The following is a 16,900-nucleotide window of genomic DNA, read 5'->3' on the forward strand; positions in this document are numbered from 1 at the left end:
GATAGCGAAGCGTTAATACGCGTATTCCATGAACACCGGCTCGATCGAGCCGCCCCAGCGTGTGTGGTAGGCCGACAGCATCTCTTCGGCGCTGGTCGTGCCGCGCGCGACGACCTCGTCGAGCGTGTTGAGGAACGAGGTCTCGTCATAGCCGTCGCGGTTCTTGCGGCCGCGGTTCTTCAGTCCCATGCGCGAGATGACGAGCACGTCGCGGGCGATCTCGCGCAACGTCGTGTTGCGGAAGGGCGCTGAAATGCCCTGTTCCGGCACTGCGTTGCGCATTGCCAGCACTTCGTCATAACTCCAGCTCGAAGTCAGCGCCTCGGCCGCGTCGAGCGCAGCCGCATCGTAGAGCAGCCCGACCCAGAAGGCCGGCAGCGCGCAGATGCGCCGCCACGGCCCGCCATCGGCGCCGCGCATTTCGAGAAAGCGCTTCAGCCGCACGTCCGGGAACAGCGTCGACAGATGGTTCGCCCAGTCGCCCATCGTCGGCAGCCCGTCCGGCAGTTCGTTATGGGCAGCACCTGCCATGAACTGGCGGAAGGTGATGTGCGTCATGTCATGGTACTGGCCGTCGCGGATGACGAAATACATCGGCACGTCGAGCGCCCATTCGACATAATCGGCAAAGCCGAAATCGGGCGAGAAGCAGAATTCGAGCAGGCCGGAGCGCCGGTTGTCGGTGTCGCGCCAGATCTCGCCGCGCCAGCTCTGCAGGCCGTTCGGCCGACTTTCGGTGAAGGGCGAGTTGGCAAACAGCGCCGTCGACAGTGGCTGCAATTTCAGCGACACCTGCATCTTGCGGCGCATGTCGGCTTCGCTCTCGAAGTCGAGGTTCACCTGGATGGTGCAGGTCCGGTACATCATGTCGAGGCCCTTGGTACCGACCTTGGGCATGTAGCGGGTCATGATCTCGTAGCGCGATTTCGGCATTTTCGGCGTCTCGGCCAGCGACCATTTCGGGCTGCCGCCAAGGCCGAGAAAACGAATGCCCATCGGTTCGGCGATCTCGCGTACCTGCGCCAGATGCGCATTGCCTTCGCGGCAGGTCTGGTGGATCGTCTCCAGCGGCGCGCCGGACAGCTCGAACTGGCCGCCGGGTTCCAGCGAGATCGCGCCCTGGCCGGTCGGCTCGACCAGGCCGATGATGCGGCCGGCATCCATGATCGGGTCCCAGCCGAGTTTGTCCTGCATGCCTTCGAGGATGGCGCGGATGCCGCGCTCGCCGCCATAGGGCACCGGCGCATTGCCGTCGATATAGAACGGGAATTTCTCGTGCTCGGTGCCGATCCGCCATTTGTCGCGCGGCTTGTTGCCTTCGGCCAGGTGCTCGACGAGTTCGTCGACGCTTTCTATCGGCCGGAAATCGGTAGTATCGCGCGCCATAATAGCCCTCCGCACATGACCCCGAAAATCGGCTTCGATTTTCGGAAAGGATCATGTGCCCAATCAATATGCTACAGCGTCCTTTGCGCGCCCGAAAGGACGCGCTGCGCTGCAGAGCGGCCGGACGACCGCCGGCGCTAGATGGACGAAATGTCAGTAGCCGATCAAGCGAAAAATCCTGAGCCAGAGGGTAACGGGAATTGATCACCAATCGCCGATTGTCGCCTGGATCAGCGCCAGTGCCGCCACCGCCGCCGTATCCGCTCGCAGGATGCGCGGCCCGAGCGGAATGGCGGTAACGAACGGCAGCGCTCTCAGCATCCTGCGTTCCTCGTCGGAAAAGCCGCCCTCCGGCCCGACTAGCAGCGCGAGCTTGTTCTCCCGCACCGCCTGCAATGCCGGCAGGAGATTGTTGGTGGCGGCATCCTCGTCGCAGAAGATCAACCGCCGCTCACGATCCCAGTTGCCGAGCAGGCGCTCGAATTTTTCCGCTTCGCGCACATCCGGTACCGCCAATATGCCGCATTGTTCGGCCGCCTCGACGACATTGGCGCGCAGGCGCTCGATGCCGGGTTTTGCCACTTGCGTATGCTGGGTGATGACCGGCTGCAGGCTGCCGGCGCCCATCTCCACCGCCTTTTGCACGAGGTAGTCGAGCCGTCCTTGCTTCAGCGGCGCGAAGCAATAGACGAGATCGGGCAGTGGCGGCTGCGGCCGCTGCAGCGCCATCACCTTCAGGCGCAACGCCTTCTTCGATTTCGCGGCGATCGCCGCCGACCATTCGCCGTCGCGGCCGTTGAACACCAGAACCTCGGCGCCTTCGCCGAGCCGCAGCACATGCGAGAGATAATGGCTCTGCTGCGGGCCGACCTCGAACTCGGTATCCGGTCCAAGCTCGTCCGGCACGAACAGCCGCTGCATCTTGTAATTGGCGCGCATCGCCGAGGAATGCGGCAACGTCACCCTCGGCGTCAAGCCTCGGCGGAAGGATGCCAGACAGGCTCGTAGCCTTGCTGCAGCACCGAAACAGTTGTCGCCGGCGTGAGCATGTGGATTGGACCGTCGGTAAAACCGCCGAACCCCACCGGTTCGCGATAGCCGCCGAAACTCCAGGACAGCGCGGCGCCGTCAAACAGGGCGTACGCCCTGTTTCCTGACGAGATCATCGTGCCGTCCGGCAAGTCCGCAAGCGCCTCCGGTTCCGGTCTCGGCGCCGGTCCGCCCGATGCCAAGCGCTCCTTGTGCAGGCGCTTGTCGAGTTGCGGCGCGCGCGGCTCGGCAATGCCGAAGGCGTCGCCGAAGCGCTGGACAAAATCCCTGGCTCGCTCGCGCCGGCAGAAAAAGCACGGCCGGTGCCCGGCCGCCAGCGCCGTCACCTCGTCGAGGAAAAACAGTTCGGTCCAGCCGGCCTTGCCGCCCAATTGGTCGTCGCTTTGCCGGTTGCGCCCCATCGGCTCGCGCCGCACATTGCGGAATTCGCAGACGCAGATGATCCAGGCTTGCAGCGCCCAGCGCTTCTTCAACAGCGTTCTCGTCTCGGCGTCGTGAATGATGCCGCGATTGCCCATGAACAGGCCGCGCTCCGGCACGGCATGGATGGCGCCGAACGGATCGACCCGGTTTTGCAGTGGCATAGGCGTTCCTTGTTGGCTGCGATGCTGGCGCCATGATATCGCTCGCTGCATCTATTTCATGTCAGCAGGTTTCGATGCGGGTCTTGGTCGTCCAGAACTTCGACAATGAGGGCCTTGGCCAGATCGGCGCGGCGCTTGTCGAGGCCGGCGCCGATATCGACCTGCGCCGGCCCTATCGCGGCGACGCGCTGCCGCAAGATAGCGGCGGGCATGACGCCATGGTGGTGCTCGGCGGCGCCCAGAATGCACTGGACGACGAGCTCTGTCCTTATTTTCCGGGCCTGCTCGACCTGACGCGCGATTTTGCCGAGAGGGATCGCGCGGTGCTCGGCATCTGCCTTGGCGGCCAGTTGGTCGCGCGCGCCTTTGGCGGCGAGAACCAGATCGGCGGTGCCTCGGAGTTCGGCTGGCACGAGGTCGCGCTCACCGCGGCCGCGAACGCCGATCCGGTGCTCGCCGCCTTGCCCGAAAAATTCCCGATCTTCGAATGGCACGACGACACCTTTGTTTTGCCTGAGAGGGCCGTGCGGCTGGCCGGCAACGCCGTCGCCGAGAACCAGGCGTTCCGCATCGGCCGCGCCGTCTATGGCTTCCAGTTCCATTTCGAGGCCGACCGGCCGATGGTTCGCGACTGGAGCACCTCCTTCGCACCGCTGATCGCCGAGCGGCATCCGGAATGGGCTGGCCGGCTCGACGATGAAATGGCCCGCAACGGACCGCAAGCCGATGCCGCCGGCCTGACCATCGCCCGCGCCTGGGTGGCGACGATCTGACGGCTCATACAGCCAACGTTGCCTATTTGGCGACGTTGCATATTTGGCACGCGGCGGCAAATCCGCCGGGGATAACGCGTTTCATCCTTGGCCTGTGTCAGTCCGCCAGCCTAAAAGGCGCCGCTCTGCATCTTCCGTGCAACCGCGATGAACCTTTCCTGTGACCCGCGCGACACACCGCCGATACAGAACATGCCTAGAAGCGCGAAACCGTCAGACATTTGCGACGTATTTTGCGTTTCAACGCATTGGTAACCCGCTCGTGCATAGATGCAGGAAGCTCAACAAGAGATGACGTCCGTGAAAGCAGCCTTTTTGTCCTTTGCCATGTTGTCGGCCATCGTCTTGTGCGGCCTCGGCATTTATTCCGCCGACGCGGCCAACAACCACAATGCCGTCGACGGCTACGGCGTCACCGCCGCGCTTCGCTAGACCCTCTGCTCATAACCCCACGCCTTCCCTAAGCCCGCTCACCCGTGACTGTCAGGATATGCTTGTCCGCGCCGTCCACGACGAGCGCGGTGAGGTTTCCCGACTGCCAGGCGAGGGTGTCGACATTGACGCGGTTGCCTGTGATCTCGGGCTTGGGCACCGGCGTATGGCCGTGCACCACGATCTTGGGATGAAGACCGGTGTGATCGTGGAAGACCTCGCGGATCCAGATCAGGTCCTGCCGGCTCTGGCTTTCCAGCGCAATGCCAGGCCGGATGCCGGCATGGCAGAAGAAGAAATCGCCGAACGTGACTGAAAAGGGCAGCGAGCGCAGGAACTCGACATGGTTCTGCGGCACTGCCTCGACCAATGCGGCGTGGCCTTGCCGCAATGCCGCATCGGCGCGGCCAAACCAGGCGCTGCTCCCACCGAGCGACACGCCATAGGATAGCGCCGTCTGGATGCCGCCATAGCGCATGAACAGCCCGTCCGGATCGGGGACATCGAGAAAATCGAGGAAGCCGAGATCATGATTTCCGACCAGCGTCAGGTGACGCGGATCGCGTTTTTGCGCGTCGATCAGGAAATCGATGACGCCTTTGGAGTTCGGGCCGCGGTCGACATAGTCGCCGAGATGGATCACGCGCCAATCAGCCGACGGCCTTTGACCGAGCTCCGCCTCGATCCGCCGGTGCATGGCGGTCAGCAGGTCGAGCCGGCCGTGCACATCGCCGATCGCATAAAGGCGCATGCCTTGCGGTCCGCGCGCCTCGTAAAAATTGATGCCGGGCTCCGTCAATGCCTGCGTCGCCTCCGTGGTCATGCCGTCACGGGACTTTAGCGCCGAAGCTGATCCTTGCCCATGTCGGTGACCAGACGCTTTCCGCACAGTGCCAGCGTTATGTCCATCTCCTTGCGGATGATTTCCAGCGCCTTGGTAACCCCTTCCTTGCCGAGTGCGCCGAGGCCGTACAGGAAGGGTCGGCCGATGTAGGTGCCCTTGGCGCCGAGGCACAGTGCTTTGAGCACGTCCTGGCCGGAACGGATGCCGCCGTCCATATGCACCTCGATCGTGTCGCCGACGGCATCGGCGATCTCTTCGAGCGCCATGATCGATGACGAGGCGCCGTCGAGCTGGCGGCCGCCATGGTTGGAAACGATGATCGCATCGGCACCCGACCTGGCCGCCATCATCGCATCTTCCTTGTCGAGAATGCCTTTCAGGATCAGCTTGCCGCCCCAGCGCTCCTTGATCCAGGCGACGTCCTTCCACGACAGATGCGGATCGAACTGCTCCTTCGTCCACGACGAAAGCGAGGCGAGGTCGCCGACGCCCTTGGCGTGGCCGACGATGTTGCGGAAGCTCCGGCGCTTGGTGCCGGCCATGCCGACGCACCAGCGCGGCCTGGTCGCCATCTGCCAGAGGTGCTTCGGCGTCATTCGCGGCGGTGCCGAAAGCCCGTTGCGGATATCCTTGTGGCGCTGGCCGAGGATCTGCAGATCGAGCGTCAGCACCAGCGCCGAGCATTTCGCCGCCTTTGCCCGGTCGATCAAATCGAAGACGAAATCCTTGTCGCGCAGCACATACAGCTGGAACCAGAACGGCTTCCTGGTCACCGACGCGACATCCTCGATCGAGCAGATGCTCATCGTCGACAGCGTGAACGGCACGCCGAATTCCTCCGCCGCCTGTGCCGCCAGCATCTCGCCGTCCGGATGCTGCATGCCGGTCATGCCGGTCGGCGCCAGCGCCACCGGCATCGCCACCTTCTCGCCGATCATGGTCGATTCCAGCGAGCGGTTGTCCATGTCGACCAGCACGCGCTGGCGGAACTTGATCTTCTGGAAATCCTCTTCGTTGGCCCGGTAGGTGCTTTCGGTCCAGGCGCCGGAATCGGCGTAGTCGAAGAACATCTTCGGCACACGGCGGCGCGCCAGGTCCTTGAGGTCGGCGATGGTGAGGATGCTGCTCATGGATCTTTTTCCGCTGGTTCTTCGCTGGTTCGTCGTTGAATTTTCTGGCCGCGGCCTACGGCTGTTTTCTTGCCGGCTCACCGTCACCGGGCTCGGAGCGCTGCCTGAGCCTCAGCCGCGACACGCGCTGCCAGTCGCCGCTGCGCTCGGCCTCGGCCATCGACCGTTCGACATAGGAGATGTGGTCCATCGCCGCCTGCCGCGCCGCGGCCGGATCGCCGGCCTTGACCGCGGTGTAGATTGCCCGGTGCTGCGAAAGCAGTGCCTCGCGCGCACCCGGCACGCTGAACACCAGCCGCCGGTTCTGGAACACGCCTTCCGACAGCAGCCGATAACAGGAGCGCAGCGTGTGCAGCAGGATGATGTTGTGCGCGCATTCGCAGATCGCGTGATGGAACTCAACGTCGATTTCCGCCTCGTCGTCGAAATTGCCGGTCCGGTGCGCCTCGTCCATCCGTGCCATGATGCGGTCGAGCAGCGCCAGATCGTCCGATGTGGCGCGCCGCGCCGCATATTCCGCCGCCACCGCCTCGATCTCGCGGCGGTACTCCAGATAGTCGGTCACCGCCTTGCGATGCATCGAGATCAGGTCGGCCACCGGCTTCGTGAACAGCTGGCCGATGACGTCGGCGACATGGGTGCCGCCGCCTGGCCGTGTCGTCAATAGCCCGCGCCCTTCCAAGGCTTTCAAGGCATCGCGCAGGATCGGCCGCGACACCTCGAACTGGCGCGCCAGCTCGCGCTCGCCCGGCAGCCGGTCGCCGGTGCGCAGCACGCCTTCGAGGATCAGGCTCTCGATCTGCTGCACCACCTCGTCGGCGGTGCGCGAATGCTCGATCCGGGAGAAAATGTCGCTCAAACGGGGTGCCTGGGGGTTGAACCGATGTCGCGCAAGATAAAACCAGCGTCGCCAACTGGTCAAATTATTTATCCAATTCGCCCGGCCGGGTCGGTTTCACAGCCGCGGCTTCATATCACCTTCTGCTAAACTGGCTGTTTGCGTCCCTTGGCGATTGCCTCTAGAGCAATTCCAGGAAAAGTGTGAAACGGTTTTCCGTCCGGAATTGCGCAAAATCAAAGGGATAGAGCGGTTCGGCGTTTCCGTGAAACGATAAAACCGCTCTAGAGGGACATCATTGCCAAAGGGCTCAGAGAAGCCCGGGGGACCAGCCGTGCCAGACGCCGACCCGTCCAATCTCGAATTCCAGCTGCGCGCCAAAGCCATGGGCGGCAGCGTCATGGGCTTTCCGGCGCATGAAGGTCGGCCCGGCGCGCTCGGCGAGGTCCACGCCCGACCGCATCCGCTGGTCGAAAAGCCGCGCGTGCTGGTGCAGCTTTCCTTCATGACCGAAGGCGGCTCGAGCGTCGATCTGGCAGTGCTTTCGGAACTGTCGCAGCGCCTTGGTATTGCCGCGCCCGACCGCCATGCCCGCCATCACGCGATGAAGTGGGGCAAGGGCTCGCTGCGCTGGGAACGGCACACGGAGTTCTCGACCTATCTCTGGGAAGGGCCGCTCGCCGAAAACGGCAGGGGGCAAGAAGATACCCCCTTCGGCAACGGGTTTTCGCCGCCGGGCACGGTGATTTCCGGCATCAGGCTCGAAATCCGCAAATGGACACCGGCGAACGAGCGGCTGATCGCCGGCTTCGACCCGACCAGCCTGTGCTATTCGCTGGTCGAGCGCGGCAACGCGGCCATCGTCACCGATTTTCGCCAGGATGGCGACGGCTTGACCCGCATGCTGGTGCTCGATCGCGGGCTGACACCGGCGCGCACCGGGGCGCTGTCGCAGCGGCTGATCGATATCGAGACCTACCGCACGCTGGCCATGCTTGGGCTGCCGCTGGCGCTGATGCTTTCGGGGCGTGCCCGCCGCATCGAGGACAGGCTGGCCCAGACCACGCTGGAAATGAAGGTCGCCGAAACCCGCGACAGCCAGACCTTGCTGGCCGACCTGACCGAACTTGCCGCCGAACTGGAGGCGGATGCCGCCTCCAGCCTCTACCGGTTCGGCGCCAGCCGTGCCTATGACGGCATCGTCGGCGAGCGGCTGGAGGCGCTCGAGGAAGAAGCCGTGCCCGGCTACGACACCTGGGGCGGGTTCCTGCAGCGGCGCGTCGCGCCGGCCATGCGCACCTGCCGTTCGGTCGAGGAGCGCCAGGCCAATCTGTCGCGCAAGCTGACCCGTGCCACCACGCTGCTGCGCACCTGGGTCGACGTCGAGGTCGAGAAGCAGAACCGCGATCTCTTGGCATCGATGAACAATCGCGCCCGCCTGCAATTGCGCCTGCAGCAGACGGTGGAAGGGCTGTCGGTCGCCGCCGTTTCCTACTATGTCGTCGGCCTCATCGGCTACGTCGCCAAGGGCGCCTCGATCTTCGGCCATGCCTTTGCGCCGGAAATGGTCACCGCCGCCTCGGTGCCGCTCGCCGTCCTGCTCGTCTGGTGGGGCGTGCGCCGTGTCCGCCGCATGCACTCCGAACCGGGCAAGCAGCCGGGCGAGTAGTGTGGGGCGCGCAGCGGCAGATTGCCGCTGCGAAAGGCTGTCCCGGCCATAGGCCCGCGATCCCGGCCAAAGCGGCATTTGCAACCGATAGCCGCCGCTGGTAAAAGATTTTTACCAGTCGGTCGAAGGAGGCTGTCGATGTCCGGTCTTGCGATGCCGAAACCAGACGACGCCACGCTGCGCCGGCGCGATGAGATCGTCGCCGATATGCGCATCATCGTGCCGGGCGAGGGCGTCGTCGACGCAGCCAATGCGATGCGCGCCTTCGAGAGCGATGGGCTCACCGCCTACCGGCAATTGCCGCTGGTCGTGGTGCTGCCGCAAACCGTGGCGCAGGTCTCGCGCGTGCTGAAATATTGCAGTGACCGCAATATCCGCGTCGTGCCGCGCGGCTCCGGCACCTCGCTCTCCGGCGGCGCGCTGCCGCTGGAAGACGCGGTGCTGCTGGTGATGAGCCGCTTCAACCGCATCCTCGAGATCGATTTTCAGAACCGCATCGTCGTTGCTCAGCCCGGCGTCACCAATCTCGGCATCACCACCGCCGTCGAGCAGGAGGGCTTCTACTACGCCCCCGATCCATCCTCCCAGATCGCCTGCTCGATCGGCGGCAATGTCGCGGAAAATTCCGGCGGCGTGCATTGCCTGAAATACGGCCTCACCGCCAATAATGTGCTCGGTATCGAGATGGTGCTGATGAATGGCGAGGTGGTGCGCCTCGGCGGCGGCCATCTCGACGCGGAGGGCTATGACCTGCTCGGCGTGATGACCGGCTCCGAAGGATTGCTCGGTGTCGTCACCGAGGTCACCGTCCGCATCCTGAAGAAGCCGGAGACGGCGCGTGCCCTGCTGATCGGCTTCCCGACCAGCGAGCAGGCCGGCCAATGTGTCGCCGACATCATCGGCGCCGGCATTATCCCGGGCGGCATGGAGATGATGGACCGCCCGGCCATTCACGCCGCCGAGGATTTCGTCCACGCCGGCTATCCCCTGGATGTCGAGGCGCTGCTGATCGTCGAACTGGATGGCCCGGGTGTCGAGGTCGACCATCTGATCGGCCTCGTCGAAGCCATTGCCTATAGGAACGGCTCGACCACATGCCGCATTTCGCAATCGGAGCAGGAGCGGCTGAGTTTCTGGGCCGGCCGCAAGGCAGCCTTCCCGGCGGTCGGCCGCATCTCGCCCGACTATTACTGCATGGACGGCACCATCCCGCGCAAGGAATTGCCGCGCGTGCTCGCCGGCATGCGCGAACTGTCGGAGAAATACGGGCTCGGCGTCGCCAATGTCTTCCACGCCGGCGACGGCAATCTGCATCCGCTGATCCTCTACGACGCCAATGTGCCCGGCGAGCTCGACAAGGCGGAGAGTTTCGGCGCCGACATATTGCGGCTCTGCGTCAAGGTCGGCGGCGTGCTGACCGGCGAGCACGGGGTCGGCGTCGAGAAGCGCGACCTGATGCCGGAAATGTTCAACCAGATCGACCTCGACCAGCAGATGCGCGTCAAATGCGCCTTCGACCCCAATCACCTGCTCAACCCAGGCAAGGTGTTTCCGCAGCTGAGGCGATGCGCCGAACTCGGAAGGATGCACGTGCATCGCGGGCAGACGGCGTTTCCGGACATTCCGAGGTTTTGAGGGGTATGTTGGCGCTTGGACACCCCCCTCTGTCCTGCCGGACATCTCCCCCGCAAGGGGGGAGATTGGCTGCTTCAACGTCCTGCTCGCCTTCAAGCGTTGATGGTTGGCGAAAGCCTAAGCGACATCCGATCTCCCCCCTTGCGGGGGAGATGTCCGGCAGGACAGAGGGGGGTGGGAAGGATCGCGGCTTCTCGTCATTTACGACTGGTGGTTCTGCCGCATGACCACCTTCACCCCGACCACATCAGCGGAAACCCTCTCCACCATCGCCTGGGCCGCAGCGGAAGACTGGCCGCTCGAGATCCTCGGCCATGGTTCCAAGCGCGGCATCGGCCGGCCGCAGCAGAGCGAGCATACGCTCGACCTGTCGAACCTGTCCGGCGTCACGCTCTATGAGCCGGCCGAACTGGTGCTGTCGGCGAAAGCCGGCACGCCGCTGGCCGCGATCGAAAGCCTGCTTGCCGAAAACGGCCAGCAACTGGCCTTCGAGCCGATGGACTACGGCCCGCTGCTCGGCGGTGAACCAGGACGAGGCACCATCGGCGGCGTGCTGGCGGCGAACCTTTCCGGCCCGCGCCGGCTGAAGGCCGGCGCTGCGCGCGATCACATCCTTGGCATCGCGGCCGTTTCCGGGCGCGGCGAGGCCTTCAAGTCGGGCGGCCGCGTCGTCAAGAATGTCACCGGCTATGATCTCTCCAAGCTGATGGCCAACAGCTGGGGCACGCTGGCGGTGTTCACCGACGTCACCTTCAAGGTGCTGCCTGCTGCCGAGACCGAAGTCACGCTCGCCATCCGTGGCCTGCTCGACGATCATGCCACCGCCGCCATGGCGCTGGCACTGGGTTCCAGCGCGGAGGTGTCGAGTGCGGCCCATCTTCCTGAACGGGTCGCCGCGCGGGTCGCCGGCGGCAGTCTCGGCAGCGATGCGGCGACGCTGCTGCGCATCGAGGGTTTCGGCCCGTCGGTCGCCTACCGCATCGCGGCGCTGAAAGACCTGCTGAAAAACGCCGGTCCGCTGCAGGAGATTTCCGGTTCGGTCTCGTATTCTGTCTGGCGTGACATCCGCGATTGCGCGCCGTTCGCCGATGGCAGCGAAAGGCCGGTGTGGCGCGTCTCGATGGCGCCGTCGCAGGGCCACCTTATGGTGCTGGCGCTGCGCATGCAGGCCGCGGTCGATGCCTTCTACGATTGGCAGGGCGGGCTGATCTGGCTGCGCATGCAGCAGGACGATCCAGAGGCCGGCCTGTTGCGCGGGCTGATCAGAAAGCATGGCGGCGGCCATGCCACGCTGGCTCGCGCAACCCCTGCGCATCGCGCGGCGATACCCGTGTTCGAACCGCAAGCGCCGCCTCTTGCAGCACTGTCGGCGCGGCTGAAGGCCGAATTCGACCCGAAGAATATCCTCAATCCCGGGCGTATGGCGCCGGGCGCAGGCTCTGCTACTCTCGCCCCAGCAACCGAGGGAGGAGCGCAATGAGCGATGCAGGCCAAAACGGTACGTCACGCCAGACCGACCGCTGGCTGGAGCCCGGTCCGACCAACGCGCTGGTCATCTATATCCTCTATCTCGCCGGCCTCGTTATCGGCGTCAGCGGCATTGTCGGCATCGTCCTGGCCTATATCAACCGCGGCAAGGCCGGCGGCTTCGTCGAAAGCCATTACGCATTCCTGATCCGCACCTTCTGGATCGGCCTGCTCTATGCACTGATCTCGGCGCTGCTGATGGTCGTGGTCGTCGGCGTCGTGCTGATGGTCGCTGTCGCCGTCTGGTTCATTGCCCGCTGCATTCTCGGCCTGCAGGCGCTGCAGCGCGGCGAGGCGGTCAAGAACCCGGAAAGCTGGTTCCTCGGACTACGAGCATGATCCCAAAAAGCGGATACCGGTTTTGGGAAAAGATCATGCTCAAACGGTAAGGATTCGTTTACGTGCAGACCTCCTTCTCGCTTGCCCAGCTTGCCGATCCGCATGTCGCGGAATCGGAAAAGATCCTGCGCAAATGCGTGCATTGCGGCTTCTGCACCGCCACCTGCCCGACTTATGTGACGCTCGGCAACGAACTGGATTCGCCGCGCGGCCGGATTTACCTGATCAAGGACATGCTGGAGAACGGCCGTCCCGCAGACAAGGAGATCGTCACCCATATCGACCGCTGCCTGTCCTGCCTCGCCTGCATGACCACCTGCCCGTCGGGCGTCAACTATATGCATCTGGTCGACCATGCCCGCGCCCATATCGAGCAGACCTACAAGCGTCCGCTGGCCGATCGCCTGACACGCGCCATGCTGGCGTTCGTGCTGCCTTATCCCTCGCGCTTTCGCGCGGCGCTCAAGCTGGCGAAGCTCGGCCAGCCATTCGCCGGCCTGTTCGAGAAAATCCAGGCCTTGAGGCCGCTGGGCGCCATGCTCGGGCTCGCACCGGCGTCGGTCCCGGCAGTCTCGCCGATGGCCTCGCCGGGCGTCCATGCAGGGCAGGGCGGCAAGAAAAATGGCCGCGTCGCCATCCTCACCGGCTGCGCGCAATCCGTGCTCGATCCCGGCATCAACGATACGGCGATTTCGCTGCTGACCCGGCTTGGCGTCGAGGTCGTCGTGCCCGAGGGCGAGGGCTGCTGCGGCGCGCTGGTGCATCACATGGGACGCGAGGACGCTGCCTTGGCGTCGGCCCGACGGAACGTCGACGCCTGGACGCGCGCCATCGAGCAGGGTGGGCTCGATGGCATCGTCATCACCGCATCCGGCTGCGGCACCACCATCAAGGATTATGGCTTCATGCTGCGCCTCGATCCTGCCTACGCCGACAAGGCGGCGCGCGTGTCGGCGCTGGCCAAGGACATCACCGAATATCTCGGGAGTCTCGACCTGCCGGAACCGGTGCGTAGACCGGGCACTATCGTCGCCTATCACTCGGCCTGCTCGATGCAGCATGGCCAGAAGATCACCCGCCAGCCGAAGGAGCTTCTGGTCCGGGCCGGGTTCGTCGTGCGCGAGCCGCGCGAAGGGCATCTCTGCTGCGGTTCTGCCGGCACCTACAACATCCTGCAGCCCGGGATTTCGGCGACGCTGCGCGACCGCAAGGTCAGGAATATCGAGGCGACCGGCGCTGAAATCGTCGCCACCGGCAACATCGGCTGCATCACCCAGATCGCCTCCGCCGCGACGCTGCCGGTGGTGCATACGATAAAGCTGCTCGACTGGGCCTATGGTGGGCCGAAGCCCGAAGGCGTTCGCGAAGACAGGGTGGTTGTCGCGGCCGAGTGATCCGCCAGTCGCCTACTCGGCCGCCAGTCTGTCCGCCGTGCCGTAGGTGGCCTGGTAGCGGGCGCGCTGGCGGCTGAGCGCCACCATGGTGTTGCGCAGCAGGATCGCCACGGTGATCGGGCCGACGCCGCCCGGCACCGGCGTGATCCACGACGCGACGTGCCTGACGCTCTCGGCATCGACGTCGCCGACGATGCGGCTTTCGCCGTCCGGTCCGATTTCCGAATTGATGCCGATATCAATCACGGCGGCGCCCGGCTTGACCATGTCGGCCTTGATCAGCCGCGGCTTGCCGACGGCCACGAACAGCGCGTCGGCGCGGCGTGCGTGTGCCGCCACCGAGCGTGTCATGTGATGGCAGACGGTTACCGTCGCGCCTTCGCTCATCAAAAGGAAGGCGATCGGCTTGCCGACGATCTCGGAGTGGCCGACGACCACCACTTCGAGCCCCTTGAGGTCGAGGCCGGTTTCCCTGAGCAGTTCGACCGAGGCAGCGGCAGTGCAGGGCGCCAGGTCGAGCTGGTTGTAGACGATGTTGCCGATCGACGCCGGATGCATGCCCTCGACGTCCTTGAGTGGATGCACCGCCGCCTGCAGCGTCTTGATCGGGATATGCACCGGCACCGGTCGCTGGATGATGATGCCGGTGACGCGCGGGTCGGCGTTGAGGCCGTGGATCGCAGCTTCGAGTTCGCCGGCAGTGATGTCGGCGCGAAAGCGCCTCTCCTCGAAGCCGATTCCGGCCAGCCCCGCCTTGGCGCGCTGGTTGCGGACATAGATGTCGACCGCCGCTGTGTCGCCGACGGTGATCGACACCAGCTTGGGCGGAAAGCCTTCGGCGGTGGCGATCGCCGCGTCCTCGCGCACGCTGGCGATGATGCGTTGGGCAACCGGGCCGCCCTTGAGATAGCGGCTGTCATCGGAGAGGGACATCGAGATAGGGCCTTTGTCTGGAATTTTGGCTGCCACATAGCAAAGGGACGGCGAAAAGGCAGCGCGAAAAGCGAACCGCTATGCCTGTCGCGCGACGTGCCGGCGAAATCTTCGTCAATTCTCGCTGGCGGAAACAAAAAGGGCAGCACGGCTTGCCGCGCTGCCCTTTCGTGACTGGCCGCATCCCCACACGGCCCGTCCCCCGTTGTTTATTCATCTGGCCTCAGAAAGCCAAAGCTAATGTCTTTCTAGACCAGATGATTCGTCGCGGCAACTATATCACCACCACCGTTGTTCCGATATTCACGCGTTCGTAAAGATCGACCACATCCTCGTTGCGCATGCGGATGCAGCCCGACGACACCGCGCCGCCGATGGTCCAGGGCTGGTTGGTGCCGTGGATGCGGTATTCGGTCGAGCCGAGATAGAGCGCGCGCGCGCCGAGCGGGTTTTCCATGCCGCCGGCGAGATAGGTCGGCAGATAACGGCCCTTGGCGGCTTCGCGGGCGATCATCACCGCCGGCGGCCGCCAGTCCGGCCAGACCCGCTTGTTGGTGATCTTGTGGGTGCCGGACCATTCGAAGCCCGGCTTGCCGGTGCCGACGCCATAGCGCCGCGCCTTGCCGTTCTTCTCGACCAGATAGAGGAAATTCTCTCTCGTATCGATGACGATCGTGCCCGGCTTCTGCGGGCCGTCATAGGCGACTTCCTGCGGCAAATAGACGGGATCGATCTGCGGCCGCATCACCATGCGCTTGGCCGGCGCCTGCACCGCTGCGGTGCGCAATTGATCCGGTTCGGCCTGGCGCCGGTAGCGCCGTAGCGGCTGCGCTTCTTGCCGGCTCTGCCGCACGATGCCCGGCGCATGGCCGAGCTGCAGCACCCAGGGCGCTGAAAGGTCGGGGCTGACCACCACCGGCGGCCTCTCGGCATAGCGGTCGTTGGCATTGGCGGCACCAGCGGCAAGCACGGCCGCGGCGCCGAACAGTGGGAACAAGAATATCTTCATCGGATCGCACCTTGATCGTCGAACATGCCGGGGCGCAAAGCCTCCCCGATTTCCGCGACATTGGGCGCGAAGCGGCAACCGAAACATGAATCGGAATGCGTAAAATGCCGATCTGTCAGTAAAGCTTTTGGTGTGGTTACCGCCCGGTTCAGGAATCTGGTAAAGCCGCGGTAAAGGCGGCGCCAAATCGCGCTAACGCCAAGACACGAACGGAATTCCGCCATGGATGAAAAGACAGGTCTGCTTGCTGGTCCCGACGGCATCGCGCGCTGCTTCTGGCACGGCAATCTGCCGGATTACCTGCACTACCACGACCACGAATGGGGCCGGCCGGTCGCCGACGATCGCCGGCTGTTCGAAAAGATCTGCCTCGAAGGCTTTCAGTCGGGCCTGTCCTGGCTGACCATCTTGCGCAAGCGCGACAATTTCCGCGAGGCCTTCGCCGGCTTCGATGTCGACAAGATCGCTGCCTTCACCGACCAGGATGTCGAGCGCCTGCTCGGCAATGCCGGCATCATCCGCCATCGCGGCAAGATCGTCTCGACCATCAACAACGCCAAACGCGCCCGCGAGATCATCGACGAGGCCGGCTCGCTGGCCGCCTGGTTCTGGAAATTCGAACCCGGCCCGCACGAGCGCCCCGAGATCGTCGACCTCGCCCATCTGCGCGCCAATCCGACGACGGCCGTCTCAGTCCGCATTTCGAAGGAGCTGAAGAAGCGCGGCTGGAGCTTTGTCGGCCCGACCACCGTCTACGCTTTCATGCAGGCGATGGGGCTGGTCAACGACCATCTCGAGGGCTGCGTCTGCCGGGAACCGGTCGAGGCGGAGCGGAAAGCGTTCAAACGGCCGAAATAGCGGCTCAGGCGCCGCCGGCGCCGGCCAGGAAAAACCCGGCCAGGATGGCCGCCAGCGCGGCGAACACCGGATAGATCACCAGCAGGCCGGTCATCAGCACGTCGCGCATGGTCGGCCCGCTGCGCTGTTGCGCCGCGATCTCGAACGGTCCGGCGATTTGCTTCGTCGTTTTTGGCGCATAACCATCGGCCGGCCGCAGCCGGACCGGGGCGTCGCGTGCGCCGCTATCGATAATGTCGAACTTCTGTAGCGTGGCCATGGCCCCGAACCCCTTGTTTCGGCGCGCTTATCGGCCCGGATTGTGTCGGCACGATGCCGCGCGCATGGCGCAATTGTTTCAGCTTCTTTTTCTTGCCTTCTCCCCTTGTGGGCCTGTTGCGTAATTCGCTGATTGTGATTCTCTGAGGTGGACGGTCTGAGGGAATCGCGATGGCAGTGAAGCAGACGGGCCAGTTGAGCTTGGCGGAGGCTTTTCTAGGCACCAAGCTTGTGGGCGGCA

17 protein-coding genes are annotated in these 16,900 nt (G+C 64.5%); 8 read left to right on the forward strand and 9 right to left on the reverse strand.

Annotation, left to right across the window (positions count from 1 at the left end):
• Positions 1 to 12: 12 nt before the first annotated feature.
• From NKH01_RS18395 to NKH01_RS18405, 3 genes are all read right to left on the reverse strand, one after another.
• On the reverse strand, positions 13 to 1,386 hold the full coding sequence (locus NKH01_RS18395; RefSeq protein WP_352791181.1) for a glutamate--cysteine ligase: 1,374 nt from the start codon (positions 1,384 to 1,386) through the stop codon (positions 13 to 15).
• Between the two features lie 204 nt (positions 1,387 to 1,590).
• Positions 1,591 to 2,325: a 16S rRNA (uracil(1498)-N(3))-methyltransferase gene (locus tag NKH01_RS18400; protein WP_353021563.1), complete on the reverse strand. Its 735-nt coding sequence runs from the start codon at positions 2,323 to 2,325 to the stop codon at positions 1,591 to 1,593.
• A gap of 32 nt (positions 2,326 to 2,357) precedes the next feature.
• Entirely contained in the window at positions 2,358 to 3,020 is a 663-nt protein-coding gene (locus tag NKH01_RS18405) for a hypothetical protein (RefSeq protein WP_353021548.1), read from the reverse strand.
• Positions 3,021 to 3,094: 74 nt separating this feature from the next.
• Here NKH01_RS18405 and NKH01_RS18410 point away from each other — a divergent pair, with 74 nt between their 5' ends.
• Both NKH01_RS18410 and NKH01_RS18415 read left to right on the forward strand, forming a co-directional pair.
• Positions 3,095 to 3,793, forward strand: a complete 699-nt coding sequence (locus NKH01_RS18410) for a type 1 glutamine amidotransferase (protein WP_353021550.1) — start codon at positions 3,095 to 3,097, stop codon at positions 3,791 to 3,793.
• A 291-nt stretch (positions 3,794 to 4,084) separates the two neighbouring features.
• Positions 4,085 to 4,225: a hypothetical protein gene (locus tag NKH01_RS18415; RefSeq protein ID WP_023716466.1), complete on the forward strand. Its 141-nt coding sequence runs from the start codon at positions 4,085 to 4,087 to the stop codon at positions 4,223 to 4,225.
• A 28-nt stretch (positions 4,226 to 4,253) separates the two neighbouring features.
• Here the strand turns inward: NKH01_RS18415 and NKH01_RS18420 are convergent, their stop codons facing one another.
• The 3 genes from NKH01_RS18420 to NKH01_RS18430 are packed head-to-tail and all read right to left on the reverse strand — an operon-like array spanning position 4,254 to position 7,058.
• Positions 4,254 to 5,024 (reverse strand): metallophosphoesterase family protein, encoded by a 771-nt coding sequence (locus NKH01_RS18420; RefSeq protein WP_352494024.1) that lies wholly within the window; start codon positions 5,022 to 5,024, stop codon positions 4,254 to 4,256.
• 38 nt (positions 5,025 to 5,062) lie between these two features.
• Entirely contained in the window at positions 5,063 to 6,199 is a 1,137-nt protein-coding gene (locus NKH01_RS18425) for an alpha-hydroxy acid oxidase (RefSeq protein WP_023716468.1), read from the reverse strand.
• A gap of 55 nt (positions 6,200 to 6,254) precedes the next feature.
• A complete protein-coding gene (locus tag NKH01_RS18430) occupies positions 6,255 to 7,058 on the reverse strand; it encodes a FadR/GntR family transcriptional regulator (protein WP_353021551.1) in 804 nt (267 codons plus the stop codon).
• A gap of 364 nt (positions 7,059 to 7,422) precedes the next feature.
• Between NKH01_RS18430 and NKH01_RS18435 the strand changes: the two genes are divergently transcribed.
• The 5 genes from NKH01_RS18435 (at position 7,423) to glcF (ending at position 13,601) form a co-directional block, all read left to right on the forward strand.
• On the forward strand, positions 7,423 to 8,706 hold the full coding sequence (locus tag NKH01_RS18435) for a DUF3422 family protein (protein ID WP_023716470.1): 1,284 nt from the start codon (positions 7,423 to 7,425) through the stop codon (positions 8,704 to 8,706).
• Positions 8,707 to 8,844: 138 nt separating this feature from the next.
• The gene (locus NKH01_RS18440) at positions 8,845 to 10,341 is read left to right on the forward strand and encodes an FAD-linked oxidase C-terminal domain-containing protein (RefSeq protein ID WP_353021554.1); all 1,497 of its coding nucleotides are present in this window, start codon (positions 8,845 to 8,847) and stop codon (positions 10,339 to 10,341) included.
• Positions 10,342 to 10,564: 223 nt separating this feature from the next.
• On the forward strand, positions 10,565 to 11,821 hold the full coding sequence (locus tag NKH01_RS18445; RefSeq protein ID WP_353021555.1) for an FAD-binding protein: 1,257 nt from the start codon (positions 10,565 to 10,567) through the stop codon (positions 11,819 to 11,821).
• Positions 11,818 to 12,207 (forward strand): DUF4870 family protein, encoded by a 390-nt coding sequence (locus NKH01_RS18450; protein ID WP_352493850.1) that lies wholly within the window; start codon positions 11,818 to 11,820, stop codon positions 12,205 to 12,207. Before NKH01_RS18445 ends, NKH01_RS18450 begins: the two co-directional genes overlap by 4 nt.
• 62 nt (positions 12,208 to 12,269) lie before the next feature.
• Positions 12,270 to 13,601, forward strand: coding sequence for a glycolate oxidase subunit GlcF (glcF, locus tag NKH01_RS18455; protein ID WP_353021557.1), 1,332 nt, complete (start codon positions 12,270 to 12,272; stop codon positions 13,599 to 13,601).
• A 12-nt stretch (positions 13,602 to 13,613) separates the two neighbouring features.
• Here glcF and NKH01_RS18460 read toward each other — a convergent pair whose 3' ends face one another.
• Both NKH01_RS18460 and NKH01_RS18465 read right to left on the reverse strand, forming a co-directional pair.
• A complete protein-coding gene (locus tag NKH01_RS18460; RefSeq protein WP_023716475.1) occupies positions 13,614 to 14,534 on the reverse strand; it encodes a bifunctional 5,10-methylenetetrahydrofolate dehydrogenase/5,10-methenyltetrahydrofolate cyclohydrolase in 921 nt (306 codons plus the stop codon).
• A gap of 274 nt (positions 14,535 to 14,808) precedes the next feature.
• Positions 14,809 to 15,543, reverse strand: coding sequence for a L,D-transpeptidase (locus NKH01_RS18465; protein ID WP_352641512.1), 735 nt, complete (start codon positions 15,541 to 15,543; stop codon positions 14,809 to 14,811).
• A gap of 222 nt (positions 15,544 to 15,765) precedes the next feature.
• Here NKH01_RS18465 and NKH01_RS18470 point away from each other — a divergent pair, with 222 nt between their 5' ends.
• Positions 15,766 to 16,401: a DNA-3-methyladenine glycosylase I gene (locus tag NKH01_RS18470; RefSeq protein WP_352641514.1), complete on the forward strand. Its 636-nt coding sequence runs from the start codon at positions 15,766 to 15,768 to the stop codon at positions 16,399 to 16,401.
• Between the two features lie 4 nt (positions 16,402 to 16,405).
• On the opposite strand, the gene NKH01_RS18475 is transcribed toward NKH01_RS18470, so the two are convergent.
• Complete coding sequence (locus NKH01_RS18475; RefSeq protein ID WP_352641517.1) at positions 16,406 to 16,660, reverse strand: hypothetical protein; 255 nt, start codon at positions 16,658 to 16,660, stop codon at positions 16,406 to 16,408.
• Positions 16,661 to 16,900 lie beyond the last annotated feature (240 nt).

This window comes from Mesorhizobium sp. M1403, from assembly GCF_040317695.1.
Lineage (GTDB): Bacteria > Pseudomonadota > Alphaproteobacteria > Rhizobiales > Rhizobiaceae > Mesorhizobium.

Coding starts and splice junctions, on each gene's coding strand:
- NKH01_RS18410 (WP_353021550.1), top strand. CDS start 3,095: ATGCGGGTCTTGGTCGTCCAGAACTTCGACAATGAGGGCCTTGGCCAG.
- NKH01_RS18475 (WP_352641517.1), bottom strand. CDS start 16,660: ATGGCCACGCTACAGAAGTTCGACATTATCGATAGCGGCGCACGCGAC.
- NKH01_RS18415 (WP_023716466.1), top strand. CDS start 4,085: ATGACGTCCGTGAAAGCAGCCTTTTTGTCCTTTGCCATGTTGTCGGCC.
- NKH01_RS18425 (WP_023716468.1), bottom strand. CDS start 6,199: ATGAGCAGCATCCTCACCATCGCCGACCTCAAGGACCTGGCGCGCCGC.
- NKH01_RS18405 (WP_353021548.1), bottom strand. CDS start 3,020: ATGCCACTGCAAAACCGGGTCGATCCGTTCGGCGCCATCCATGCCGTG.
- NKH01_RS18450 (WP_352493850.1), top strand. CDS start 11,818: ATGAGCGATGCAGGCCAAAACGGTACGTCACGCCAGACCGACCGCTGG.
- NKH01_RS18440 (WP_353021554.1), top strand. CDS start 8,845: ATGTCCGGTCTTGCGATGCCGAAACCAGACGACGCCACGCTGCGCCGG.
- NKH01_RS18445 (WP_353021555.1), top strand. CDS start 10,565: ATGACCACCTTCACCCCGACCACATCAGCGGAAACCCTCTCCACCATC.
- NKH01_RS18465 (WP_352641512.1), bottom strand. CDS start 15,543: ATGAAGATATTCTTGTTCCCACTGTTCGGCGCCGCGGCCGTGCTTGCC.
- NKH01_RS18395 (WP_352791181.1), bottom strand. CDS start 1,386: ATGGCGCGCGATACTACCGATTTCCGGCCGATAGAAAGCGTCGACGAA.
- NKH01_RS18470 (WP_352641514.1), top strand. CDS start 15,766: ATGGATGAAAAGACAGGTCTGCTTGCTGGTCCCGACGGCATCGCGCGC.
- NKH01_RS18400 (WP_353021563.1), bottom strand. CDS start 2,325: ATGCGCGCCAATTACAAGATGCAGCGGCTGTTCGTGCCGGACGAGCTT.
- NKH01_RS18460 (WP_023716475.1), bottom strand. CDS start 14,534: ATGTCCCTCTCCGATGACAGCCGCTATCTCAAGGGCGGCCCGGTTGCC.
- NKH01_RS18435 (WP_023716470.1), top strand. CDS start 7,423: ATGGGCGGCAGCGTCATGGGCTTTCCGGCGCATGAAGGTCGGCCCGGC.